Annotated in this window: 21 protein-coding genes and 3 pseudogenes; 12 read left to right on the forward strand and 12 right to left on the reverse strand. The window is 38.4% G+C overall.

From position 1 onward, the window contains the following. Positions 1-30: 30 nt before the first annotated feature. A complete protein-coding gene (locus PVK70_RS00460) occupies positions 31-1,062 on the reverse strand; it encodes an HlyD family secretion protein (protein ID WP_130048386.1) in 1,032 nt (343 codons plus the stop codon). Then, positions 1,059-1,370, reverse strand: coding sequence for an Mg2+ and Co2+ transporter (locus tag PVK70_RS00465; RefSeq protein ID WP_069594506.1), 312 nt, complete (start codon positions 1,368-1,370; stop codon positions 1,059-1,061). The genes PVK70_RS00460 and PVK70_RS00465 overlap by 4 nt, the downstream gene beginning before the upstream one ends. Before the next feature lie 210 nt (positions 1,371-1,580). Here PVK70_RS00465 and PVK70_RS00470 point away from each other — a divergent pair, with 210 nt between their 5' ends. From PVK70_RS00470 to PVK70_RS00490, 5 genes are all read left to right on the forward strand, one after another. Then, a complete protein-coding gene (locus PVK70_RS00470) occupies positions 1,581-2,501 on the forward strand; it encodes a LysR family transcriptional regulator (protein WP_130048387.1) in 921 nt (306 codons plus the stop codon). A gap of 82 nt (positions 2,502-2,583) precedes the next feature. Beyond that, on the forward strand, positions 2,584-3,780 hold the full coding sequence (locus tag PVK70_RS00475) for a leucine-rich repeat-containing protein kinase family protein (protein ID WP_130048388.1): 1,197 nt from the start codon (positions 2,584-2,586) through the stop codon (positions 3,778-3,780). A 159-nt stretch (positions 3,781-3,939) separates the two neighbouring features. Then, a complete protein-coding gene (locus PVK70_RS00480) occupies positions 3,940-4,902 on the forward strand; it encodes an HlyD family secretion protein (protein ID WP_130048389.1) in 963 nt (320 codons plus the stop codon). Further along, positions 4,895-5,821 carry an ABC transporter ATP-binding protein gene (locus PVK70_RS00485; RefSeq protein ID WP_130048390.1) on the forward strand — a complete coding sequence of 309 codons (927 nt, stop codon included), beginning with the start codon at positions 4,895-4,897 and terminating at the stop codon, positions 5,819-5,821. The genes PVK70_RS00480 and PVK70_RS00485 overlap by 8 nt, the downstream gene beginning before the upstream one ends. Continuing rightward, on the forward strand, positions 5,818-6,918 hold the full coding sequence (locus tag PVK70_RS00490; protein WP_130048391.1) for an ABC transporter permease: 1,101 nt from the start codon (positions 5,818-5,820) through the stop codon (positions 6,916-6,918). Before PVK70_RS00485 ends, PVK70_RS00490 begins: the two co-directional genes overlap by 4 nt. Positions 6,919-7,015: 97 nt before the next feature. Here the strand turns inward: PVK70_RS00490 and astB are convergent, their stop codons facing one another. After that, positions 7,016-8,350, reverse strand: a complete 1,335-nt coding sequence (gene astB / locus PVK70_RS00495; RefSeq protein ID WP_130048392.1) for an N-succinylarginine dihydrolase — start codon at positions 8,348-8,350, stop codon at positions 7,016-7,018. Positions 8,351-8,684: 334 nt separating this feature from the next. Between astB and PVK70_RS00500 the strand changes: the two genes are divergently transcribed. Further along, a complete protein-coding gene (locus PVK70_RS00500) occupies positions 8,685-9,887 on the forward strand; it encodes a putative manganese transporter (RefSeq protein WP_130048393.1) in 1,203 nt (400 codons plus the stop codon). Between the two features lie 100 nt (positions 9,888-9,987). Then, positions 9,988-10,562 (forward strand): annotated as a pseudogene (locus tag PVK70_RS00505) (IS30 family transposase); the annotation flags it as partial. Between the two features lie 476 nt (positions 10,563-11,038). On the opposite strand, the gene PVK70_RS00510 reads toward PVK70_RS00505, so the two are convergent. Together PVK70_RS00510 and PVK70_RS00515 are read right to left on the reverse strand one after the other, a co-directional pair. After that, a complete protein-coding gene (locus tag PVK70_RS00510; protein ID WP_130048395.1) occupies positions 11,039-13,798 on the reverse strand; it encodes an HD domain-containing protein in 2,760 nt (919 codons plus the stop codon). Between the two features lie 32 nt (positions 13,799-13,830). Beyond that, positions 13,831-14,298: a hypothetical protein gene (locus tag PVK70_RS00515; protein ID WP_130048396.1), complete on the reverse strand. Its 468-nt coding sequence runs from the start codon at positions 14,296-14,298 to the stop codon at positions 13,831-13,833. A gap of 184 nt (positions 14,299-14,482) precedes the next feature. Between PVK70_RS00515 and PVK70_RS00520 the strand changes: the two are divergent. Further along, positions 14,483-14,990: pseudogene (locus PVK70_RS00520) on the forward strand (transposase); the annotation flags it as partial. A gap of 52 nt (positions 14,991-15,042) precedes the next feature. Then, positions 15,043-15,192 (forward strand): annotated as a pseudogene (locus tag PVK70_RS00525) (putative manganese transporter); the annotation flags it as partial. 120 nt (positions 15,193-15,312) lie between these two features. Here the strand turns inward: PVK70_RS00525 and yghU are convergent. Both yghU and PVK70_RS00535 read right to left on the reverse strand, forming a co-directional pair. Next, positions 15,313-16,173 carry a glutathione-dependent disulfide-bond oxidoreductase gene (gene yghU, locus PVK70_RS00530; protein WP_130046643.1) on the reverse strand — a complete coding sequence of 287 codons (861 nt, stop codon included), beginning with the start codon at positions 16,171-16,173 and terminating at the stop codon, positions 15,313-15,315. Positions 16,174-16,217: 44 nt separating this feature from the next. Further along, positions 16,218-16,838: a DsbA family protein gene (locus PVK70_RS00535; RefSeq protein ID WP_130046644.1), complete on the reverse strand. Its 621-nt coding sequence runs from the start codon at positions 16,836-16,838 to the stop codon at positions 16,218-16,220. Between the two features lie 140 nt (positions 16,839-16,978). Here PVK70_RS00535 and PVK70_RS00540 point away from each other — a divergent pair, with 140 nt between their 5' ends. Further along, entirely contained in the window at positions 16,979-17,830 is an 852-nt protein-coding gene (locus tag PVK70_RS00540) for an EamA family transporter (RefSeq protein WP_130046645.1), read from the forward strand. Here the strand turns inward: PVK70_RS00540 and PVK70_RS00545 are convergent. Next, the gene (locus tag PVK70_RS00545; protein ID WP_130046646.1) at positions 17,817-18,686 is read right to left on the reverse strand and encodes an AraC family transcriptional regulator; all 870 of its coding nucleotides are present in this window, start codon (positions 18,684-18,686) and stop codon (positions 17,817-17,819) included. The two genes, PVK70_RS00540 and PVK70_RS00545, sit on opposite strands and share 14 nt — an antisense overlap. Positions 18,687-18,799: 113 nt before the next feature. On the opposite strand from PVK70_RS00545, the gene PVK70_RS00550 reads away from it, so the two are divergent. Then, positions 18,800-19,954 (forward strand): aminotransferase-like domain-containing protein, encoded by a 1,155-nt coding sequence (locus tag PVK70_RS00550; protein WP_130046647.1) that lies wholly within the window; start codon positions 18,800-18,802, stop codon positions 19,952-19,954. A gap of 56 nt (positions 19,955-20,010) precedes the next feature. Continuing rightward, entirely contained in the window at positions 20,011-21,135 is a 1,125-nt protein-coding gene (locus PVK70_RS00555; RefSeq protein ID WP_130046648.1) for a M14 family metallopeptidase, read from the forward strand. A 70-nt stretch (positions 21,136-21,205) separates the two neighbouring features. On the opposite strand, the gene PVK70_RS00560 is transcribed toward PVK70_RS00555, so the two are convergent. From PVK70_RS00560 to PVK70_RS00575, 4 genes are read right to left on the reverse strand one after another with little or no spacing between them, the layout of a single operon-like run. After that, on the reverse strand, positions 21,206-23,362 hold the full coding sequence (locus tag PVK70_RS00560) for a c-type cytochrome (RefSeq protein ID WP_130046649.1): 2,157 nt from the start codon (positions 23,360-23,362) through the stop codon (positions 21,206-21,208). Positions 23,363-23,364: 2 nt separating this feature from the next. Further along, a complete protein-coding gene (gene ccoO / locus PVK70_RS00565) occupies positions 23,365-23,979 on the reverse strand; it encodes a cytochrome-c oxidase, cbb3-type subunit II (RefSeq protein ID WP_130046809.1) in 615 nt (204 codons plus the stop codon). Then, positions 23,979-25,394, reverse strand: coding sequence for a cytochrome-c oxidase, cbb3-type subunit I (gene ccoN / locus PVK70_RS00570; RefSeq protein WP_065592749.1), 1,416 nt, complete (start codon positions 25,392-25,394; stop codon positions 23,979-23,981). The genes ccoO and ccoN overlap by 1 nt, the downstream gene beginning before the upstream one ends. A 5-nt stretch (positions 25,395-25,399) precedes the next feature. Beyond that, positions 25,400-25,738 (reverse strand): c-type cytochrome, encoded by a 339-nt coding sequence (locus PVK70_RS00575; RefSeq protein WP_130046651.1) that lies wholly within the window; start codon positions 25,736-25,738, stop codon positions 25,400-25,402. Positions 25,739-25,963 lie beyond the last annotated feature (225 nt).

Below are 25,963 nucleotides of genomic sequence, written 5' to 3' on the forward strand. Positions count from 1 at the left end.
TTTAACATTGTGTTGCTCTACATTATATAACTACAAAGCTTGTAGATAAGATTTTGCAGCCGTTAGTCTTACCGTCGCTCCACCGATAATATCCATAAACCCTAAAATTGAATGTGGCTTCTCGGCACTTATCCATGCAGAGCCTGTCGCTCCAATTGGTAGCATATCCATCGTTTCTTGGTCTATTTCAAGAATCACCGTTCGCCCGACTGGTGCCGAACCACGTTGAATATGACGAGATACAAGCTGCTCTTGAGGTAATAAGCTACCTTGCGCTTCGCCAGTCGCATTGACTACACTGTGTACTTTTGCTCTAAAGATTTCCCCCGGATACGCCGTTACAAAAAACTCACTAAATTGCCCCGGCTGAATATTTTTATACGATTGATCTGGAATACGCATTTCAACAAACTTCTTACTGGTATCCCATAAGTGAAGTGAACCGATCCGAGAACCGTCAGCAATAAATACGTGTGTCACCATGCCATCAAAAGGCGCGGTGATCGTTAAACGATCCAATTCAAAATTTAAATTCGTAAGTTGTGCTTTTAAGCCTAAATCTTTGGCTTCTAACACATGAATTTCAGCGATTAACATTTCAACCAAGTCTTGTGATTCTTCCGTATCACGCACTGATACATGTTCTTTCATTCCTAGGTTTCGCTGATGATTACGTTCTGCTTGCTGTAAAGCGACCTTCTTTGCTTCAATGCTTTTTTCTACTTCTAATTGAGCAGACTCAACCTCGATTATCGCAGAAGTAATTTTGTCATCTTTAAGCAGATAAAGTACATCGTCTTTCTTAACATGCTGGTTATGATCAATGTAGATCTCATCAATATGCTGACCAACGGATGGAGACAGCACAGCATGAGGGGCTTTAACTGTCGTAGAGTTGGTTAAATCCGCTGGCGAATAGAATCGATGTCCAAAAAATAGTGCTAGTGCTAAAATTACACCCACAAAAGTGGTGACAAAGTAATTCCCCGCAGTTCGCTTTAATACATTAAATTTAAACAATAACCACACGATTAAAATATACGGCAACATTATCTCTTTCATGATTGTGCCCCTTTAAACCATGCTTGAACTTTATCCCAATCGGTGACAATAGCCAGAACTGCCAGCACCCATAGTGGTTTCCACACTAGACCTAAAATACACATCCAAAAAATCAATTTAGCCTGCGCTAAGCCTTTTTCTTTCGCCAAATGCTTTGGAATAGAATGAATATGCCAAATCTTAGCCGCTACCCATGAAATAATGGCAACCGTAACTAAAACAATAAACCACATAAATATAATGGAATCGAGAAGTGCATAAACACTAGGGAGGTTTTCAAACTCTAAACTGGTAGGATGTATCTGCATTGGAACACCTATTGTCGTTATTCTATTTATCCTTAAATTTAAAAGCCCTCTTATTCCTTAAAATGGCACATCTAAATTCGATGTAATGAAAGTAACGAATATGGAGGGCTCTACCAATGGCATACACGTATTGCTGATATAACAGATTTGATATTTCTAATGAATGACGTTAGTTTATAGTTAATCGATAGCTATCAATAAGGGCATAAAATGGATTTAGCCAAATTTGATCTTAATCTACTTAAAACTCTCTTAGTGCTACTGCAAGAAAAAAACACCAATAAAGCAGCTGAGCGACTTAATACTAGCCAACCCGCAGTAAGCCGTACTCTAGCCAAGATCCGAGAAGAATTTGATGACCCTTTATTTATCCGACAATCACGCGGATTAAAACTCACACCAAAAGCTGAAGAGTTGGCGATCAGTCTACCTAAGATCTTCGAAGCGCTTGAAGGTACTCTACAAAACGACAGCTTCTCGCCAAAACAACTAACAGGACAAATCAAGATCGCAATGAATGGGTTTGTGATTGAAACTCATGGGTATCAGATCTGCCAAGCAATTAAAAAAGATGCGCCTAATGTCAGTATTGAACTGCACAGTTTTACTCAAACCACTGCGGATGATTTAATTAACGGCGAGCTTGATTTTGCCCTTAACTATTATCCTATTGATGTCTCCAAAGAGTTACGACAAGTACCAGTCGGTTTATTTACTTATGCTGGGGTCTGTAATATTAACCACCCAATGGCAAATCAGACTATCGACCTTCAAGAAGTCTTTAACTACCCACTGGCAGGATTAATCGTCCCTGAATTTAACTTTAAAACCATGTTAGCGCCTCAATATTCAAATAAAGACATCAGCCATCAACCTGAATTTCGTTGTCAGCAAGTTAATCCTATTTTAAAGGCTCTTGAAGAATCAGATATGCTTTTCATCGCTCCACAGAGCTTAATGGAAGTGCTTGATCCAGCAAAATACGCTCTTGTGAAAGTTAAAGATAAATTAAAACGCCATGAGATGAAGATAGGCCTCATCTACAATACTAAGCACATGAATTCAGAGAAATTTAATTGGATAGAACGCTTAGTGGATAATATTTTACCACCGAAGATGACTAAGCATTAATACCATGTTTGTTGTCATTAGATTTTCATACTGAAACACCGTACAATCGGCGGAAAAATACAAACAACATAGGTAAATTAGTTTGCATACATTAGCGCAGTTACAATCCGGTGAATTACAAGGCATTACTCGATTACAATTAAGTGAAGGGTTAACAGAGTTTCCACTTGAGATTTTATCTCTTGCTGATTCATTAGAAATCTTAGATTTATCGAATAATCAACTAACTACGCTACCGATTGAGATTGCTCAATTACCTAAATTGAAGATTTTCTTTGCATCAAACAATCCATTTACTGTATTCCCTGATGTTCTGGCTCAGTGTCAACATCTTGAGATGATTGGATTCAAATCGTGTCAAATTCAGCATGTTCCTGAAGATGCCTTTCCACCAAAATTACGCTGGTTGATCTTAACCGATAACCAAGTTGAAGCATTACCTAACTCATTGGGTGATTGCCACTTAATGCAAAAACTGGCATTAGCAGGCAACAAACTGACTGAACTGCCAAACAACTTGTCTCAACTGCATAACTTGGAGTTACTGCGTATTTCAGCAAACCAATTGACCACGTGCCCAGATCAATTACTTAATTTGCCTAAACTGGCATGGTTTGCGTTTGCGGGTAATCCATTCTGTAAATCCGATGTGAAGGTGAAATCCGTTCCTAGTATCGCCTCATCAGACTACACTTTAGAAGAGGTATTAGGCCAAGGCGCATCAGGTGTTATTTCTAAAGCTCGTTGGAATAAAGCGCAAACGGATTTCCCACAAGAAATTGCCGTTAAAGTATTTAAAGGTGAAGTTACCAGTGATGGTTACCCTGAAGATGAGTTGCAAGCGTGTTTAAAAGTAGGCAATCACCCAAGTTTAGTGCAATCATTAGCACAGGTGAATGAAGACAATCATCTGGCATTGATCATGAACTTGATCCCTGCGGATTACAAAAATTTAGGCTTACCACCAAGCTTAGAAAGCTGCACCCGTGATACCTTCCCAGAAGGGTTTACCTTATCGTTAGAGCACATCAATAAAATGACCGCTGAAATGCGTAATGTGTTTGATCACCTACACGATAACCAAGTGTGTCATGGTGATTTGTATGCGCATAACACCTTATTTGATGCAGACGCGAATATTATCTTTGGTGACTTTGGTGCCGCGAGTATGTACCACATGCTAAGTGACTCTCAGCAGCTAAAAATTAGAACTATTGAAGAGCGTGCACTGAATCACTTTGTTGATGATTTAATGAGCGTGCTTCACTCAAAAGCGTAATTAAGCGAAAGCGCATTTTAAATTGAATTAAATAATTTGCGCTTCTCGTTAATTGAGTATAGTTTCTTTAAATACCTTATAAGCAATTGATATTACTTTAAGCTATGACGATCCCCTGATTAGGCGATAAGTAAACAATCAATGTCAGGAGATTTAAAGATGAAACAGCTATTCTTAGGATTCTTATGTATCGCACTATTACAAGGTTGTGGCTCAGACAAAGGAGATGAAGCATTAGGAACCTTAGAGCGAGACCGGGTCACTTTCTCCGCGACTTCAAATGAAATTATCCGAGCTTTACCTATCAAAGAAGGCAGTGAAGTCAAAGTCGGTGACGTATTGGTCCAATTGGACACAAAAAATCAAAACGCCATCCTTGCCCATGCCATTGCAAACGCCGCGAAAGCCCAAGCCTATTTATTACGCTTAACCAATGGTGAACGTCCAGAAGATATTGCATCAGCCAAAGCCAAAGTAGACCAAGCAAAAGCACAACTTATTGATGCTGAAAAAAATTACCGTCGAATGGTTGAGCTAGTAAAGAAAAAACTCACCAGCCAATCCAATAAAGATACTGCCCTCGCCTCCCGAGACTCTGCGCGCGCTACATTAAACTCAGCTAATGAAAAATTCTCAAAATTAACCGCAGGAGCAAGACCAGAAGATATAGACCAAGCAAAAGCTGAACTTGATGCGATGGATGCTGAAGTGGTATTGCAGCAACAGAAACTGGATGAATTAACCATCGTCGCCACTCGTGACGGCATTTTAGATAATCCTCCGTATAACCTTGGCGAGCGTGTTCCTGTAAATGGTTTTGTTGCTGTTATTCAAGCCAATCGTATCCCTTACGCTCGTGTTTACGTTCCTGCCTCTTATCGTGTTGGATTCCTCCCAGGGAAAACATTTTCAGTGACTGTGGATGGTGTTAGCTCTCCATTTAAAGGAACCGTTCGTTGGGTTTCCTCTGAACCGTCATTTACGCCATATTACGCCTTAACAGAAGAAGACCGATCTCATTTAATGTATTTAGCGGAAGTGGATTTACCTGAATCTGCGGCCTCTTTACCTTCTGGCGTACCTGCCCAAGTGCTCTTAGAAAAGGACAACGCAAATGACTGAGTTTGCTATTCAAGCTACTGATGTTGTGAAAAAATTTGGGGATTTTACCGCTATTGATGGCATTAACTTATCCGTACCTAAAGGCTGTATTTATGGCTTTTTAGGCCCTAACGGTTGTGGTAAATCTACTACCATTCGTACCTTAACCGGCCTATTAAGCCCTACCTCTGGTCAGGTGAATGTCCTTGGTTTAAGTATCCCTAAAGAATCAGAAGCTCTGCGTTTAAAAATTGGTTATATGACGCAAAAATTCTCTTTGTATGATGATTTGAGTGTAGAAGAAAACCTCGAATTCATTGGCCAAATTTTTGGTATGGAAAAACAAACGTTACTCCAACGTATAACGGAGCAACTCTCTACCTATGGGCTTGATCAATTACGAAAACAACGAGTATCAGGCATGAGTGGAGGTCAAAAACAGCGCCTTTCATTAGCAGCTGCAACCATGCATAAGCCTGAACTATTGTTTTTAGATGAACCGACCTCTGCGGTTGATCCTGAGAATCGTCGAGATTTCTGGGAGCAATTGTTTGATTTATCAGACAAAGGAACCACCATCCTTATCACAACCCATTACATGGATGAAGCTGAACGTTGTCATCGATTGGCGATAATGGAATCAGGCGTTATCCGTGCCGATGGAGAGCCAGAGACATTAATGGCCAACATGGGGGTTAATATCGTTGAAGTGAAAACAGATAATTTACGCGCATTAAAAAACACATTAATTCAACGTAATGAAATCAGATCTGCAGCCCAAATAGGTATTCGATTACGAGTACTTATTCATCAAGATATTAGTGACCCCATTTCATGGTTAAGATCTGAATTCCCTGAATTAAAAGATGCCGAAATGAATATTGCGCGTCCAAGTTTAGAAGATGTCTTTGTTACTGTAACTGGGAAGGGTCGTCAATGAAGTCACTCAATCGAATGAAAGCCATCATGGTCAAAGAAATTCGTCAATTATCACGAGATAAGTTGACCTTTGGTATGGTTATTATGATCCCTTTAATACAATTGTTATTATTTGGATACGCTATTAATACTGATATTAGAGATATACCCATTGCGGTTGTTGACCAAAGTGAGAGTACTTTTGGCCGACTCATTACTGAGTCAGTGAAAGTCACGCAAGTCGTCAGTGTTAAACAACATTATCCAACAGTAAAAGAAGCCGAAAAAGCAATTCAGCAAGGCGTTGTGCGTGCTGCTCTGATATTACCCAAAGACATTACACAACGTATGGTACAAGGCAGAGAGCTAGGACAATGGATTGTGGATGGCTCAGACACTATGATAAGTGCAGCCATTCTTGGATTGCAAAGCATGCCATTAAGCGATTTGGATTTTGATATTCGCAATAATGCCCATGCTAAAACATTTGAGGTGACGCTATTTTATAACCCTAGCCGACAATCCGCAGTGAATATTGTACCGGGACTATTAGGCGTTATCTTAACCATGACAATGATACTCTTCACCAGCTCAGCCATTGTACGAGAACGTGAAAGAGGAAACTTAGAATTACTTATTACTACCCCTATTCACTCTTTTGAACTAATGGTTGCTAAAATCATCCCTTATATCTTTGTCGGTTTAATTCAAGTATTCATTATTCTTGGGTTAGGGTATTTCATTTTTGACGTTCCGATTAATGGCTCATTAAGCCAAATTTTGCTCGGGACTTTACTATTTATCTCTGCCAGTCTTACTCTAGGGTTAGTTATTTCAACCATCGCTAAAACACAGCTTCAAGCGATGCAAATGACGATATTCATTCTATTGCCATCGATTTTATTATCAGGCTTTATGTTCCCCTATGAAGGAATGCCCGTCGTTGCTCAGTGGATAGCAGAAGTCCTACCTGCAACACACTTTATGAGATTAATTCGAGGCATTGTTTTGCGCGGAGCTGATTTAATTGATTTATGGCGAGATACTGTCTGGATGATCATTTTTACCATCATTGGTTTATTTGTTGCCTCAAAACGATTTAAAAAATCATTAGATTAAACAGAAATATTAGCTGTAAACCACCGTATAACGACGATTTACAATGTAAAAGATAAAAGCCAGAGCTCTCACTCTGGCTTCTTTTTAGCGGTTCAATTTATCTTTGGAATGGATAAACAGAGCCTAACTGCATGATTTGTGTTAACTCATCCAACGCTGCTCGTGATTCTAATAACAATTGAGGATCCGCAAGATCTTTGTCTTCAATACGATCTCGATAATGCTTATCAGCCCACAGATTTAACGTTGTAAACAGCTGCTCGTTCATCAAGGTATGTTGATTGACGGCTTTTTGCTCTGCTTCATTTAATACAACACGTAGACGTAAACACGCTGGCCCACCGCCATTTTGCATACTCTGTTTTAAATCAAAGGTATGCAACTCATCAATGCCGCGTTTTTGTTCTACTAGCTCATTTAGATACGCCCATACTCTTGGGTTCTCACGACAATGTTGTGGAAGAATGATCAAGGTAGTCCCATCCGGTTTAGTGATTAGCTGACTGTTAAACAGGTAAGTTTCAACTGCATCTTGCACCGACACTTTATCTGTTGGCACCTCAATAACATTAAAGCCAGAACCATAAGAAGCACTTAGATCTAACTTCACTTGTTCTTGATTCAAAAATGCTTGTTGATGGCAAAATAAGGTATTTTTATTACCAACAGCAATAACATCATTATGGAATACCCCTTGGTCAATAACATCAGGGTTCTGTTGTGCAAACACCGTAAATTGCTCGCGTAAACCATGCGTTCGTGCAATTGCTTCACTCGCTTCTAACGTCTGGCGTGCTGGGTATTTTTTCGGAGCAAGGTAGCTTTCATCAAACGCACTTTTACCAAAAACAAAGAACTCAACGCCTTGTTCGCCATATTCATTACAAAAACGAGTGTGATTTGCTGCACCTTCATCACCAAAGTAATCACTGTGTGGCAACGCTTCATGGTGAGCAAAGTGTTTTTCATCTGCAAATGTTGCTTTTAAAATATTGCCAGTGACTTCATCTTCAATTGAACGATGAAACTTATTAATTAAGTTAGCAGGAGTAAAATGGACTTTGCCATCAGAGGTATCGGCACTTGGAGAAACCGTACCTGCGTTTGCTGTCCACATACTTGACGCTGAGCTACATGCAGCAAGCAATTGAGGTGAATATTGATGAGATTTCTGTAGCACCTCAGCGTCTGAACCGGAAAAACCTAAACGGCGTAGAGTATGAATATCTGGACGCTCTTGTGGTGCTAATACTCCTTGAACAAAGCCCATATCATGTAGAGCTTTCATCTTTTCTAGGCCTTGCTTTACGGCTTGTTTTGGGTTCGATGCACCAGATTTATTATTTTTAGAGGCAATATTCCCTACCGATAAACCACTGTAGTTATGCGTTGGTCCAACAAGACCATCAAAATTCGCTTCAACTGCTTTCATATATTCCCTCATGACTGTATCACTTTTAACTGTATAAAAGTTATTGCTTAGTAAGCTCTCTGGCCCACTCTAGTAGCCGATACTATCAAATTTCTTGATTTCGTCAGCATTTGATCTCACCAAACAAGCGCACAATCACAACTTTTGCTTAACATTTGATAGCTTTTAATTAACTATTCTCTGTTATCAAATAAGTATGCAGACTTTTATGCTAATCAATCTGTTTCCATAAAATTAATTTATCCATCGGTAAAAACTATTGAAATGATAGTTGATAATAATTCTCATTTACATATACTGATAATCATTCGCATTTACTGATGGCTTTATTATTATGATGACTACTCATTCATTTTCACAATCACTCTCGCTTTCGCAGTTTTCACTGCAACACAAGCGTCTATTATTGCCTATTACTTTATTAGCTTTAGTAGGTGCAGAGACAACACGGGAAATCACCGTCACAACGTTATCTGATGCTTTTTGGGCGGTATCTACCTACGTAGCTTTCACATTGGTTATTTATCATTACCTATCGAATATAATGGGTAAAACCAACCGTATTACTGCGCTTTATAATAAATCTCGTACCAATCAAGTCATCTTCTCTTCATTACTTGGTGCCTTACCGGGTTGTGGCGGTGCGATAGTGGTGACCACTCAATACATCAGCGGTAAAGTAGGTTTTGGCTCAGTCGTCGCAGTATTAACCGCTACCATGGGTGATGCCGCTTTCTTATTAATTGCAGCACAACCTAAAGTAGGATTTGGCGTAATGGCTCTAGGTGTTGTGGTTGGCGCCATCTCAGGTATGGTTGTAAATGCATTACATAAAGACGATTTTTTACGTCCTGAGACCCAAGATAAACAACAAGATCAGAAAGCTGAAAATTCAGAGAAAAACACGTCATGCTTACAAGTAAAGGCGATCAACTTACAGGGTGTATTTTGGAAATGGGTATTAATTCCTGCAACAGTGATTGCCCTACTCGGTTCGTTCCAAGTAGATATCAATCAACTGTTTCATTTACCACAACACACGATTGAATGGATTGGCGCAATATTAGCGATTGGCAGCATGATGTTATGGTCGTTAACCAAAGAGATCAGTGATTATCAATCAACGGTTTCAGAAGATAATAAGTGTGTAAGTTCTCATCCAATGCAAAAGGCGGCACAAGACACCAATTTTGTCTCTGCTTGGGTAATTGTCGCTTTCTTAATTTTTGAACTATCAACCTACTTCTCTGGCATCGATTTACACACGGTATTTTTAGGTTATGGAATGTGGATGCCACTGATTGGCTTGGCAATTGGTTTACTTCCGGGCTGTGGTCCTCAGATTTTAGTGACGAGCCTATATTTATCCGGTGCGATGCCAATGTCAGCACAGCTTTCAAATGCAATTTCAAATGATGGTGACGCCCTATTTCCAGCAATTGCATTAGCACCAAAAGCGGCAATGGTTGCGACCTTCTACTCAGCAGTTCCTGCCTTTGTAGTTGGCTATGGTTATTACTTCTTGTTTGAGATGTAATACTTCCTAGATCCCAAGAATAACCGATACACTTTGGTATAGATAAGAGAATCAGTTGCCTATAAGCTTCAAGCTCTCACACAATAAGCCTGGTAACCACATGGGAAACCAATATAAGCAACTGACACTAGCCGAAAGATACCAGAGCGAAGCTTGGAATTCACTCAGTATTTCAGCTCGTGAAATAGGAAAAATGCTTCAGCGAGGTAATAAATCAATTTCAATTGAATTATTACGCTGCCCTATAGGCAGCTATGGTGCAGATCAAGCACATAGGCACACTTTTCAAAAACGGACATTTGCAAAAAATACACTAAATGCAGTCAAAAGCGCAAAGATATAATAAAGCCTCCTCTTGGAATAGATTGGTGTCCTAAGCAAATAGCTGGAAAGATGAAGCAAAGTATATAAAATACAATATCTTGCTGTACTATTTACAACCTAAAGAAATAAGAGTACTGGAAAACTCTTCTACCTCGAAAAGAAAAAACCTATAAGCAACGTAAAGACACGGAAGCAGGGGAAAAACTAATTCCTAATCGTATAAATATATCTCAACGTCCATCTATTTTTAATGAAAATGCTGAGTTTGGTCATTGGGAAGGTGATACCTTATATGGCCCAAATGGGTATTTAGTGACTATGGTTGAGCGTGTATCTAAGCTATTAGTTACGCAGTAAATCGGCGTTGTTGATTAAAAAACTTTCCACAACTACCATCTAGCCTTCACTAGCTAGATAAACTAAACCTGAAAATGCGAATAGATGAAACAACAAAGGCGACAGTGTTATCCATCGCCTTTTGTATTAAAACGTAAAAAAATCAGTTACTTTATAAAACCAAAAAAGTTCATCTTATAATACTAATAATGGAAAGCTGAACGCCTCCAAGTAGTAATATCTAAATTAACAAACTTAGTATTAATTAGAGCTTCTTTTAACTTTGTTAAGTCAATATATTTAGTAAACTCATCAATATCTCTATTTACTGATTCGTTTCTTGAAAATTTACGTTTAAATAACTCCTCGACACTAATGTCTGTAATTTCATCTAAAAAAAGGCAACCATTTATCATTTCCAACAAAGTAGAAAAAACAAAACGGTATGTATTATCATCTATTTCTCCATAATCCAGATTACTATCATCTATTTATAAATCATGAAGTTCACTACCCTTTAGAATAAAAATAATATTCTTAGATTTAATTACACCAATAGATGGCTCATCAGAGCATACGACTTCTTCCCCTGAATTTTGTATAAATAAATTACCTTCAGGTCTGTTATCCATTAGTAGTATTTTTTTCCATGAATTTTTTGATTCTTTATTCCACTTTAGATCTACTCGTCTTTGGGAGGCTATTATCTTTATTTCGCTAACTCCAAAATTTTCAAGAAGTTGATTAAATACATAATCTGAAGATATATCATAAGATGGAAAGCATACAAGTTGATTAATATGATCTGTTTGAGCTGATTTAGCATTTCCATATATACTATTCATAATGGATAAAGCTGAGCGATTATCTTTTAGATTTTCAGTATCTCTTATAAGAGAGTCTGCTGATCGATAAGTACTACTATCTATCGTCCAAAATTCATTTGAATTTATAAGTTTATCAATTGATGTTAACTCTCTCTCTTCAAGTGTTTCCTTAAGAACTAGGTCAAGTTCATACAATGAATTATTAAAGAGTTCATCATTTTCAACTAATTGTTTATCATTTCTATTTACATAGCGTCGATTATTAAGTAATCCTTGTAATAATAAACCGGCTTCGCGTGATGCCCACGATATTGAAAAATTATTTTTGCATAAGCTATTAATTTCACTAGATATATGATTCCGATAAGAATCGTATACTTTTTTTAACATTTGATCTTTTTGCTCAGTTGCTTCTATTCTATCTCTAGCAACATTAGTCTTGGGAGAATTATATCCATAGCAATTAGCAATAGCTAAAATAGTTTGCGTATTAAACCCTGGCGTTTCATAAGCAACACGAATCCCTTCAATGCAAGTTCCTGATATATTTTGAAGATCACGAGTGTCAACAATCATAAACTCCCACTCCTTAAAAATCTTATTATAAATAAGACCATAAGACACATCGACACCATCTATATTTTGAGTCTCGACTTTATATTTTTCTCCATCTTTACCAATACTTTCTAAGTGAGAGCGAAGATAATCATCTGTATTTTTATAGCCAATAACTTCTTCATCTCCGTTATGATTAAATATTATTTTATGTTTAGGAACAAGTATCCATCGTTTTAAATTCTCTTTAATTTTTTTACAAGTATCAACAGCCGAAGAACGAGGGTAAATTATTATTTTTGTGCCAGATTTTTTTATTTCATTAGGTAATTCATGAAACGAAAGTTCTTTGAGCAAGTATTTACCATGAACCTTCCTTATCTTAATCAAAATACCATTATCTGACTCTTCTGTTTTTGTTATAATATCTAAATCATCCGCAATCATAAAACAAGTTAGTAAGCCAATTCCAAATCGACTTATAGCGGTAAACCCCTGATGGTTTTTTATAAACTCTTTATCTTGATATCTAGAAGAACCAACCGTTAATAAATAATTCTTTATAACATCAAGAGTCATACCAATTCCATTATCTGTAATTGATATATTTTTAAAATCTGATTCAGCTTCTATCTTAATATTTGCTTTATAAGCATGGGAATTATTCTTTTTATTTACAAAGGATTTTAAGCTACAAGCATCTAATGAATTTTGAATTAATTCACGAACAACAACTGACGAGTCATTATATAAAGTATGACCAATCAAAAGATCTAATATCTTAGTTTGATCTAATGTAAATAATAATTGTTCTCGGCTAAATCCATTAGTTTCAATAGAGCTATCATCAATATCAACCCAAGGAAATTCAAAATCAACAGAATATACCGTATTAGTTTTTTTACATATATTATGGCTTTGTTTTAATTGAGACTTTGTATACTCTAAATATGACATTAAACTGAAGAAACCATCATCACTTTCAAATAAAGCACTGACTTCAAAAGTATCAGGTTGAATTGAGTTATCTATATTTCCATGTATATTTACTTTAGACTTCGCTCTTATAACATTTATTGAGTTATGCTTTAACCATTCTCGCTTACTAATCGCATTCTTTGGTGAGATTAATCTCATTTCTAAAGTCGGTGCTCTATCATTTGTTATATTAAGAAGATCACATGTTCTCAAAACTATAGCACAATATTGAACATTTACTTTTGAGCAGTCTACTTGAGAGTATTGGGCATCAGGTTTATATTTACTGACATCTTTAATATCGTCTAAATTATGACTTTCACATATTAATGCTAAATCTCTCTTAAATGCTTGTGGTATATTTCTCAGCATTTCTGCTATTATTTGAGAAGAAACATTACCATGCTCACCAAGTTTATTGCTTTCATAAATCCAATTTTTAACTCGTTTGGCGTGATTAGCACGAATAAACTCTTGAAAAATATAATCATCTTTTTTATCTGAGCTAATTGTATTTACAATATCTATATTGTCATTTTCAAAGCGACCTTTAAATTCTAAATATTCATGATTTGTATTCCTACTATTATATTCTTCTGACGTCACTAACATTCCTATATCATGGAAATATATAGAAAGAGTAATCATCAAACACTCAGCAGAAGTTAACCTATCAAAAGTGGATGAAGGAACAATAATATCAACTAAAGAAAGCATACTATTTACATGGGTTATGTCATGTTTTGTATATTCACTAAACACACCTTCTCGTCCGATGTGATTAAGCATAGTCTCAATATTACTTTTAATATCCTTCAATGATATACTTTGAAATGCTGGTAAATCTAAAGCTTTTAATGCCTTTTTTTCTACTTTTGAAGATAATGTCATATAAGTATTCTCTTTATCTAAATTTAACTATATCAAAATAAGTTAGTAATAATTTTCGGATACATAAATATAATTACTCCTAATAAACACAGCGTAATAAGTAAAGCTATGAATTGAATTTCGTTCCATCTCCAAGAAATGTCACTTGATGGTAACTTTCTTTCAACTTTCGTATCAATTGTACTTAAAAAATCAACCTCTTCTATACGATAATCTCGCCAAGAACTTAGAATTGCACAACTCATTGCAAAGAAAAATAAACAAGTGAAAATTAATATCATTCCAGCAGCTTGAACTGAAAATTCAACAGTAGCAGGTTTAATCTTTTCTTCAATTCCTGAAAAAATCACAATGATAATAAAAGATATTAATGCCGTTAGAACTTTATAGATGACTGCAAAATGAATTTGATGTAAGGAATCTAGATACTTGATTTTTTCTAAAATAAACTTATACCTTTCTACTGCAATCAGATCATCTTTACTTACTTTTTTCGTCATAAAATTACACCTAATAAATTTTTAATGCTTTGATTTTACATGTTTCTTCAAAAATCTAAAGTCTTACGTATAGCTTATTTATAACTACTAACAATAACGTTTTCTTGGCTGATTTCCTTAAATCAGATAACCAAATTATCAACCCACGATCTGAGCCACTAAGTTCATCCAAATACTTAGAGCAATGCCTCAGCCTCGCTATAAAATAACTAACTGGAAGCAAGGTAACCGAGGAAGGTCTCATTTGTTTAGTTACTTAACGATTACGACGGCTCTTATTGTCAAACGGACATTATCAATACCTTAAGAAGTATTCAAAAATTTATTAACTCTGTTTTCAAGCTTACTCAACTACCGTTGTTATGTCCCCATTATTCATGCATTAACAATGCGAGCCAAAACTAGAAGAGCTATTCAGCATTTAGCCAGATGCTAAAAGTCTATGGTGAGGGCAAGTGAAAAGTAAAAAAGTAAAAAAGTAAAAAAGTAAAAAAGTAAAAAAGTATGATACTGACGGGAAGCGCCGAGTCTGGCTACAAGTTACATTTCGCCTTCGATACCAATATTCATTAAATTATTGCCACAGAGTTGAGTTTATCTAAAAAAGCGATATTGAAATGCTTCCAAATTTGCTTACACAGATCCATCGAAGAATCATAGATATATCTAGCAGTAGTGCTTATGACGCAAGGTCGTGATTAACATCAAACAAGCGGTTCCGTTTCACCTCATTCTTCCGAGGAAGCACAGCTTTCAAATGCAATTTCAAATGATGGTGACGCACTATTTCCAGCAATTGCATTAGCGCCAAAAGCGGCAATGCTAGCAACCTTCTACTCAGCAGTTCCTGCCTTTGTGGTTGGTTATGGTTATTACTTCTTGTTTGAGATGTAACTTATTGCTAGATCGTAACAATAACCAAACCAAAATAAGTTAATGATCAGATAAATGCGAATAAAAAAGGCGACAGTATTATGCTGTCGCCTTTGTTTGATCTGCATTACGTAACAGTGATTATTTTGGTTTCTTGCTTAATACCATATCAATATCCGCGGCACTATGGCGCTCTGGTACTTGCTCCCACTCTTCGCCCCACCCACGATTGACAATTTTACCGCGCTGCACTGCTTCTCTGGCTTCAAGCATTTTTGCCCAGCGCACTACGTTGGTGTAAGAGTCTACTTGCAAAAACTCCGCAGCATCATACAAATTACCTAATACTAGGTTGCCATACCACGGCCAAATCGCCATATCAGCAATGCTGTACTCTTCGCCTGCAACATAAGTATTTTTAGCAAGTTGCTTATCAAGTACGTCTAGTTGGCGTTTTGCTTCCATTGAAAAGCGGTTAATTGGGTATTCTTGTTTTTCATCAGCATACGCATAGAAATGACCAAAACCACCACCTAAGAATGGTGCAGAGCCTTGAGCCCAAAATAGCCAATTAAACGTTTGTACTCTCGCACTGCCTTCTTTTGGTAAAAACTGACCAAATTTCTCAGCCAAATGAACCAAGATAGAAGCCGATTCAAAAACATGAACTTCAGGATCGACAGAGTGATCAACCAAAGCAGGGATTTTTGAATTTGGATTAACATCCACAAAGCCTGATGAGAATTGATCACTCTCACCAATATTGATTAAGTAGGCATCGTATTCAGCCTCTTTAATGCCTAGCGCCAATAACTCTTCTAACAGAATCGTTACCTTCTGACCATTGGGCGTCGCAAGTGAATACAGTTGCAAAGCGTGCTCGCCAATCGGAAGCTCTCTCTCATACCTTGCACCAGATTCAGGACTGTTAATGTTCGCCCATTTATTACCGCCATCAGTGTCATTAACCCAAATTTTTGGTGGTGTGTATTCAACTGTCATTGATAGATCCTTATCCATTCGGAGTAAAATGCATTAATTACTTATTAATATAGACGACTTTTTAACAGTGCAACGGTCCCTTCTGATTTTTCGTAATCAATAGGGAACTCAATCAACTCATCCTCTGTTTTAAAAAATAAAGAGGGGAAACCGCTTCGACCAATTGAGCGAGAAAATGCAATTTCATCTAACAATGCTTGGTGCGTCTCTGGAGATAATAAATCCAACTCAAATTTCACCATATCTAAACCAATGTCTCTCGCACAGCCGAGCAATACGTCATTGTCACTCGGGTTCATCGCTTTTAAATAATAAGCGGTTTGAATTGCCTCAAGCATTGCTAATTCAGCACCTTGAGCTCGCGCAGCAAGAATGGCACGACAAGACGGATACGTTGAGCGACGAGGGGTATTCTTCTCCCAAAAGTCATGATTAAAAGAAGTGCCTAAGTAGTTTTCTATTTTTTGCCAATATGACGCAATTTGAACCTGCATCTCTTGCGACATAGGCTCTTCGGAGTCAGGCGCTAACCCACCAAGAACATAAACAATATCGACGTCGCTAGAAACGGCTTGTTTAACCTTATTCCATACTGGTTTATAGCCCCAACACCATGAGCACATTGGGTCGTAAACGTAATAAAGTATCGCTTTTTCCTCTGACATAATTTAATTCCTTTTAAATAATTACTTTCATCATATGGGATGCATTACTTAATAGCAAAACATCAAAGAAGGGCATAGAATCGACACCATTCAGATAGCGCACTACTGTCGTGTTGATGTAGATTATTAAAAGGTTCGTTATGTATACATTTTTTGGGGCTTTGGCTTTTATTATATGGGGATTAGTTCCTGTTTACTTCCATCAACTGGAAGGCTTCAGCCCTGCATTAATTTTATCTAATCGTATCTTTTGGTCGGCGGTGATTCTAATTACTGTTTTTTGCTTTAAGCCCAACTTAATAAACAAAAAACAATGTACGGCTAGAAATATTTCTATTGCGTTTATGGCAGGGATCATGATGAATTTATCGTGGTTAGGATTTGTATACGCAACCATCACCAATAACATAATGGCAGCGTCATTAGCCTTTTATATTACGCCTGTTTTTGTGTTTTTTATGGGTTTTGTCTTTTTTAAAGAAGAGCTAAAATCACCACAAAAAATTGCCCTATTTCTGATGGTATTAGCCATTGTGAGTTATGTGTATTTAGACCAACAATTGCCTGTGTTAAGTTTGGCTATTTCACTCTCATTTGCGAGCTATATTGCCATCAAAAAACTAATAAAATTAAATACCTTTGGTGCTGTTTTCTTTGAGCACATTCTTTTTGCACCTATCGCTTTGTGGTACATCATCACTCACTCTGATGGACTTTCTGCACTTAACTGGGCGACCTTAATTGGAGCTGCACCATTGCAACTTATCCCTATTTTATTATTGAGTATTTCCATTCTCAAAACACCATTAAGCAAGATAAGCTTACTTCAATATATTGAACCGACTTTGCATCTCGCCTTAGCAATATGGATTTATCATGAGCCTATTTCTAGCGGTCAAAAGTGCGCGTTGATATTGGTCATTTTCTCTATCATGATTGCTAACATAAAAATGAAGAAGCCAAATAAACCGAATCTTACTAATAAAAGCTAATTGGAAGATAAAAATCCAATTCAAATTCTTCGGTTTCATTTAAAAAGTGGTTTTTGTGGTAACGCACATACGCCGGTGTCGATCTTAATTTAAAGCCTGACGCCGGCAACCATTTCTCTAATACCGTACTGATTTGTGGCAGTAATTGCCCATAAACACCATGAAGTCGAAACACCGCATGTAACCCACCAGGGATCACCATTTGATTTACCACACCACGGTATTTCAATGGTTTATCAATCGCAATACACGCTACATAACGACACTTATTAAGCTCAACCCATGCAGGATTTGAATGGTGTAAACCAAATTGAGTAGAGAAATCTCGATTCTCGGTATTTGCCCACGCTTTTAATACCAACCACGCATTTCGGATAGAGCGGTTATAGCCATCATGCCTCACATAAGCCGCCAACAGCTCTGGTACCTCTGTAATTTTTGGTTGAGGCAACACTCTATCAGCCACGCTTAAATACCCTGCCGCAACTTCAGGATCTTTCAAATACGGTTTATCTGATATCTGTAAATCATGCTTGCGCCATTCCCCCGGAGACATATCAAAAGTCGACTTAAATGCACGACTAAAAGAAGAGAGCGAACTAAAGCCACAGGTATTAGCAATGTCTAATACGGTTGATTTTGTATCAAACATAAGCTGATTCGCTGCATATTCCATGCGAGTTCGGCGAATATACTGATGAATAGACTCTCCCACCACTTGTTTAAAGATACGATGAAAATGCTGCTCTGAATACGCAGCTACCTCAGAAAGCTCTTTTGCCGTAAGCTCTTTGCTGATGTCTTTATGTATATAAAACAGAACATCATTGATTCTTGATATGTGTTGTTGGCTCATAAACTCAAAATAGCATAAATGGACATATTTATAAGCATAAACGGACAAACATAGTTGTGCAACGCCTTGTACTATCAAAGGATAAAATAAATAAGATAATGATGGGAACACATATGGAAATAGCTCACTCACTGCAACAGATCCAATCTTCTTATATCAGAGAGATCTTAGCGGCAGCAACGGACAAGAATGTTATCTCTCTCGCAGGTGGATTACCTGATGAGAAAACGTTCCCAATTGATTTAATGAAGCCAACATTAGAAAGCCTGTCTGATATGCCAGAAGTCTTTCAATACGGTGCAACCGCAGGTTACGGCCCTCTGTTAGAGCTACTGACAGAAATGTACCAATTACCAGAAACGCATATGCCAATGATCTGTACTGGCTCTCAGCAAGGGTTAGATCTTATTGCGCGAGCTTACATTAACCCAAATGATACCGTAGTAATGGAAGCGCCGAGCTACCTTGGTGCTATGCAAGTATTTGGTTTGGTTCAAGCCAATATTGCAACCGTATCTCAAACAGATTTTGGTCCTAATCTTGAAGAACTAGAGCAATGCTTTATTCAAGATTCACCAAAAATGTTCTATGCCGTGCCTGATTTCCACAACCCTACAGGCGTATGTTGGTCATTAGAAACACGCAAAAAAGTGGCTGAGTTGTGCATTAAATACAAAGTCGCTTTCATTGAAGATGCGCCATATCGTGAACTGCGCTTTACCGGTGAAGCGCTGCCAATGGTTTCCACTTTTTGCCCTGACGATTCTATCGTGCTACGTTCATTCTCAAAAATTGCTTCTCCGGGTTTACGTATTGGCGCAGTAACAGGCAAGAAAAGCTATTTAGAACCTCTGATTAAAGTAAAACAAGGCGCAGATCTACATTCAAGCGTACCAATGCAAGCTCTACTGGTTGGTTTATTAAAACACGCTGATTTTGGTCTGCACATGGAACAAATTCAAGCGCTGTATAAAACGCGTTATGATGTGTTATTCGCAGAACTGAAAAAACAATTACCTGAAACTTGCGTGCTAAACCCTGTTGATGGCGGCATGTTTATTTGGTTATCTCTACCTGATTGCGACACTTTCGCTCTGGCTAAAACGTTAATTGCTAACGGTGTTGCTGTAGTACCAAGCCCTGTATTTTATCCAAAACCAGAAGGCGCCCCCTCTGCACTGCGTTTAAACTTTACTAATGCAAACCCAGAAGAGTTAGTTGAAGCCGTTGGTCGTCTAACGAAAGTATTGAATGAAGCGTTAAGCTAATTCTGTAAAGCGATAACGATAATCATCATAAAATTTATAATTTAAGTGGTATATAAATGAAAATATTCAGTAATTTTGAAAGTGGTAACATTCATGTCGTTGCAGCGAATACGCCTGATGATATTCAGTTAACTATTCCTGCAGATAACCAAACTGAGATCTCTCAATGGTTTCACTTTCGTTTAGAAAGCCAACCTCAACAGCAGCATTCATTTAAAATTTTAGGGTTGGCTAAATCTGCTTATCCTGAAGGTTGGCAAGATTACGATGTGGTTGCTTCTTATGACCGTGAAGAATGGTTCCGTATTCCAACTGAATTTGATGGCGATACGCTTAGCTTTAATGTAATACCAGAGTACCGTTCAATGTATTTCGCTTACTTTGCACCTTACTCGTACGACCGTCACCAAGACCTACTTCACGGTGCACAGACGCACCACAGCTGCCAGTTAGAAACGCTTGGTGTGACATTAGATAACAATGACATCAGTATTCTAACGATTGGTGAGCCTGCGGAAGGTAAGAAAAACATCTGGATCACTGGTCGTCAGCACCCGGGTGAGACAATGGCAGAATGGTTCATTGAAGGCTTATTATTACGCCTATTAGATGAAACCGATACGGTTGGCCGTGCCCTACTTGATACCGCTGTTTTCCATATTGTCCCTAACATGAACCCTGATGGCAGTATCCGTGGTCATTTACGTACCAATGCGATTGGCGTGAACTTAAACCGTGAATGGCAAACACCATCAATGGAAAGATCCCCTGAAGTATTCCTTGTTCGTGAGCGTATGCTAGCAACCGGCGTTGATATGTTCTTAGACATTCACGGCGATGAGGCCATTCCATACAACTTTGTTGCAGGCAGTGAAGGCCTTCCTTCTTACAATGAGCGCATTGCTGAGTTAGAGAATACCTTTAAACAAGCGCTACTAACGATTACTCCTGAGTTTCAAGACGAGATTGGCTACGACAAAGATGAGCCAGGTACTGCAAACTTAACCGTTGGTTCTAACTGGGTTGGTGAGCAATTCAAATGTCTATCTTATACTGTTGAGATGCCATTTAAAGATCACATTAGCCACGCTGATGAGCTGTATGGTTGGTCTCCAGAGCGAAGCATCGCCTTTGGTCAAGACACGCTATCTGCAATCTGGGCTACCGTTGGTAAGCTGTAAATTTATATAACTAAAGCCGAGCATATGATCGGCTTTTTATTACATCAGCGTTTATGTTCACAAATCTGAATTAATCGACATTGATATTACGATCTCGTTTATCGTACATGTCAGGCGTAGTATGGAAATTGCCCGCATAACCTGCTTTTTGAAGCTTCTCTCGTACCGTTTTTACATCTTCTGTCGTCACCACCTCAGTTCGGTCTCCAAGGTAATCTCGAATAAACGAAATCAATTCAGACAACTGTGTATCCGTTAATATATTTTGGAAGCTCACCATTGGCATAAAATTTCTGTCTTCATTAAGGTAGCTTGGTTCTAACCCTCGAATGACCACCGCAATGGTATTGTATGGGTCTCGGTGCATGATAATACCGTTATTTAACAACGTCGGAGCAATAGGGTCTCGCCCTTTACCGTCTTCACCATGGCATGCGCCACAGGTTGATACAAATAAAGAATACATATCAGATTGTTTGGCTTCTTCTGTGAATCCTGTCGGTTGCAACTGCTTCGTATTTGGCGGAATGGTATTATTTTCATCCCCCACCAATAGATACGTCGCCATTGCTTCCACATCTTCACGCGTCATAAAGCTTGTGCTGTTCTTAATCACATCAGCCATACCACCAAAAGCAGAACCCTTATCTGAATGCCCTGTATGTAAGAAATCAGTCAGTGATTTAATATCCCAGCGGTCTTGATATAACTCACGAGATGAAATATCTGGCGCATTCCAACCATCAATAATATTACCTTGGAAGATCTTATCCGTTTCTAATGCCTGAGCAATATTACGTGGCGTATGACACTCCGAACAATGCCCAAGCCCCGCGACTAAATACTTACCACGAGCCCAAATATCCGCCTCTTCTTTTGTGGACCCTTCTGGTATGTTGCTGGTTAAATCAAGAGGGTCCCTGTCCATAAATACGATATTCCAACCTAACAACCCTAATCGAATATTTGACGGGAACATCATGCTATTTTCATCATTACGACGTGAAACCGCAGGTATTGATTGCAAATAATCCCACAGTATTTTTACATCTTCTTCTGTCACATATTGATAAGACGTATAAGGCATTGCAGGGTACAGGTAGCCATGTTTTCCTTTACCATCATAAAGGGCCGCTTTGAATTCTTCATAACTGTAATCACCAATCCCTTCTGTGTAATGAGGCGTAATATTGGTTGAATACACAGTTCCAAATGGGGTAACAAAAGGCAACCCACCTGCAAATGGCTCACCTCCTTCAGCACTATGACAAGCCACACAATCCCCTGCATAAGCAAGGTATTCGCCTTGTGTTAATTCCTCTTGTGGAATAGCGGCCATTTTTTCATCATAAGCCACACGTTGAGCAGTAATAAAAGCCCCTAACGCTAGGATATCGTTATCACTGAGTTGCTCTTCAAACGCAGGCATGATGTTATTCAAACCATAATTAATGGTGTGCTGTATTTCTTCAATGCTTCCTCCATGCAACCACACATTATCAGATAAATTTGGTGCCCCAATCGCTTGGTTTCCTTTTGCATCCACTCCATGACACGCAATGCAACTTTTCATAAAGGCTGTTTTACCAAGATCTATCTTTAATGAAGGGGCATTAAGTGGGCGCTGCTGTAAAGAAGCCAGATAATAAGAGATGTTTTGAATATCCTCTTTAGGAAGAATATTTATCCACCCGGCCATTGCTCCATAACGCCCCTTTTGAATCGAATGCAAAATGGCATCATCAGAACCGCCATATAACCACACATTATCAATTAAATTAGGGAAGTGCTTTTGACCTTGTCCATTCGCTCGGTGACACGCCGCACAATGAGTTTGAAATAGCCCTTTACCGGAAGCCACAATGTTTGGTTCGGCAGCGAGTACCGTTAAATCAGCCTCACCTAATTGAGCTATTTGTTCATCCAAAGACTTATTGTGATCCTGAACCGTATCATCACTTTGCTGCCACTCTAACAGCCCTTGCCAGTTACCCAGCCCCGGATATAAAACGAGGAAAACCAAAGAGCAAGCAAAAGCGACAAAGTAGCCCACAAACATAATGCGTGGCGGTGGTCCGTCGTTTTCATCAATATCATCAAATGAATCAATCGTTTTGTCTTTATCGGCAAGGTGATTGGTACGCCAATATTTAATCACCACATAGACCATTAGCGCTAAGAAGATAACAGTAAGACTAATGACCCATACGTTCCAAAATCCAGTCATAATTATTCTCCCTGATCTTGCATGGTATCAACACCCAAGCTCTGCAAGTAACGGATCAACGCTTCACCTTGAGTTTTCCCAATGACTTGAAGTCGAGCTCCATCAATGTCTGCGTCCGTATAAGGTACACCAAGCGTACGTAACGCTCGCATTTTGTCAGAAATGGCCTCTCCATCGAGTGTTTGTTCAAACAACCATGGATAGCTTGGCATGATAGAGGTTGGCACCACATTACGAGGGTCCATTAAATGAATCACATGCCATTGATCGGAATACTTACGTCCCATGTTCGTCAAATCAGGACCGGTACGTTTTGAGCCCCATAAATTTGGAAACTCATAAATATCATCAGCTTCTTTATTGGCACGGCCATTACGCAGTATTTCTGCTTCTAACGGACGCACCATTTGAGTATGACAAACATGACACCCTTCACTGATATAAATATCTCGTCCTGCAAGTTCAATCGCCGTCAGTGGTTTAGCCAAGGATATTTTCTTTAAATCAGAAGCCATAAATACATTAGGCACAACCCAAACTAATAGCGAAAAAGACGCAACAATAACCGTTGAAAGAATTAAAATGAACACCGATTGGGTAAAGTCTTTACTTAAGATCATGATTTACCCTCCATTGCTGTTGTGGGAACCGAATTTGAGGTAACCGTTTTATACAGATTAAAGACCATCATTAATAAACCGACGACAAAGAACACACCACCAAGGAATCGAACAAACAACCACGGCGCTTTAAAGTCCATCGCTTCCACAAAACTGTAAGCGAGTGAGCCATTATCTAGCTGGGTAAGCCACATGTACCCTTCACCGATCCCTGCAACCCAAAGGGCTATCGCATAAAGAGCAACCCCAATATGAGCGAACCAGAAATGCCATTTTAGTAGACGGAGTGACCACAAATCTTCTTTTCCCCATAAACGAGGAATAAAGTAATAAAATACAGCAATGGCAGACATACCAACCCACCCTAAGGCAGCAGAATGTACATGACCAATGATCCATTCGGTATTATGAGCAACCATGTTAAACCAACGAATCGCCAATAATGGCCCCTCAAACGTCGCGAGACAGTAATAAAGAATGGCCGAGAAAAAGAACAACATAATGTAGTCTTTTTTCAGTTTTGCTTTGTTAGAAAGTAAGGTCATCGCACTATTAAATGCGCCTGCCCATGATGGGATCCACAAAATCAGCGACATCACGATACCAATATTTTGCACCCACTCTGGTACTGAGGAATAGATCAGATGATGCGTTCCTGCCCATGTATAAAAGCCCACTAATCCCCAAAAATGAATGATAGATAAACGGTAGGAATAAATAGGACGTTCTGACACTTTAGGAATGAAGTAGTAGTTCATGGCAATAATGCCCGCTGTTAACAAGAAACCTACTGCATTGTGACCCCACCACCACTGAACAATGGCATCTTGCGCACCTGCATAGACAGAATAAGATTTCCACATCGACACGGGTAATGCCAAATTATTAATAATGAAAATCATCGCGATAACGAGAATAAATGCCCCGAAAAACCAATTGGCGACAAAGATATGGCTGACGGTTCGTTTCGCAATAGTACCGAAGAACAGGACCGCATAAAGCACCCAAACTAAGGCGATTAATATATCAATTGGCCACTCTAACTCTGCGTATTCTTTCGTCGTTGTATATCCTAATGGCAGGGTTATCAAGGCGAGAATTAAAATAAACTGCCATCCCCAGAACACCATCCAAGACAGGCTTTTATTAAATAACTCAATCTTACTTGTTCGTTGAACAATATACAGCGAGGTCCCCATTAATATATTGACGACGAAACCAAAAATAACCCCCGAGGTATGCAGTGGTCTCAACCGTCCAAACTGAAAATATTGTGAATCAAAATTGAGTGATGGCCAATAAAGCTGGGCGGCGAGCATGACACCAACGCTCATGCCAATAACCGCCCAAATAACCGCGGCAATAATAAAATAGCGTACAACTTTTGTATCGTAATCCCTGATATCTGTCATCGCCTTTACTCCATTTTATCTTGAGACTCAGAACCTAACATCGAGTAATAGTAGGCAATATCTTTCATATCTTGATTGGATAAAGTATCTGCTTGCTGCTGCATTAGAATCGCTAACCCACTCGTTCTCTCGCGGGATTTATAATCTTTTAGTGCAGACACAAGGTAAGAAGCACGCTGGCCTCGTAGGTTTGGGTAGGGATCAATCAATGCAATGCCATCAGCACCATGACAAGTCATGCATACTTTGGCTTTTTGTTTTCCAATCTCAAACTGATTTGACTCTTCAGCAGAAAGAAAACCACTAAATAAAAAAGCAAAATAAACGACAACCCACTTATTCATATTTAAAACCCTTATGAATCAACAATAACAATAAGCGTAGGTTATTTATTTTAAGAGTGCTTAATTTTCAATCGTATTAATAGTAAACATAAACGTTAAATGTGACTTACTCACTATTCAGGGTAAGATTGCGAAGCTCCTTGTTATAGGTTGGTCAATTATCTAATATCAAACGCTCATACTAAACAATCCAAAATGAAATCAATTAAATCAAGAAGCCCCATA

Origin of the sequence: Aliivibrio sp. A6, from assembly GCF_028765505.1 — a bacterium.
GTDB classification, from domain to species: domain Bacteria; phylum Pseudomonadota; class Gammaproteobacteria; order Enterobacterales; family Vibrionaceae; genus Aliivibrio; species Aliivibrio finisterrensis_A.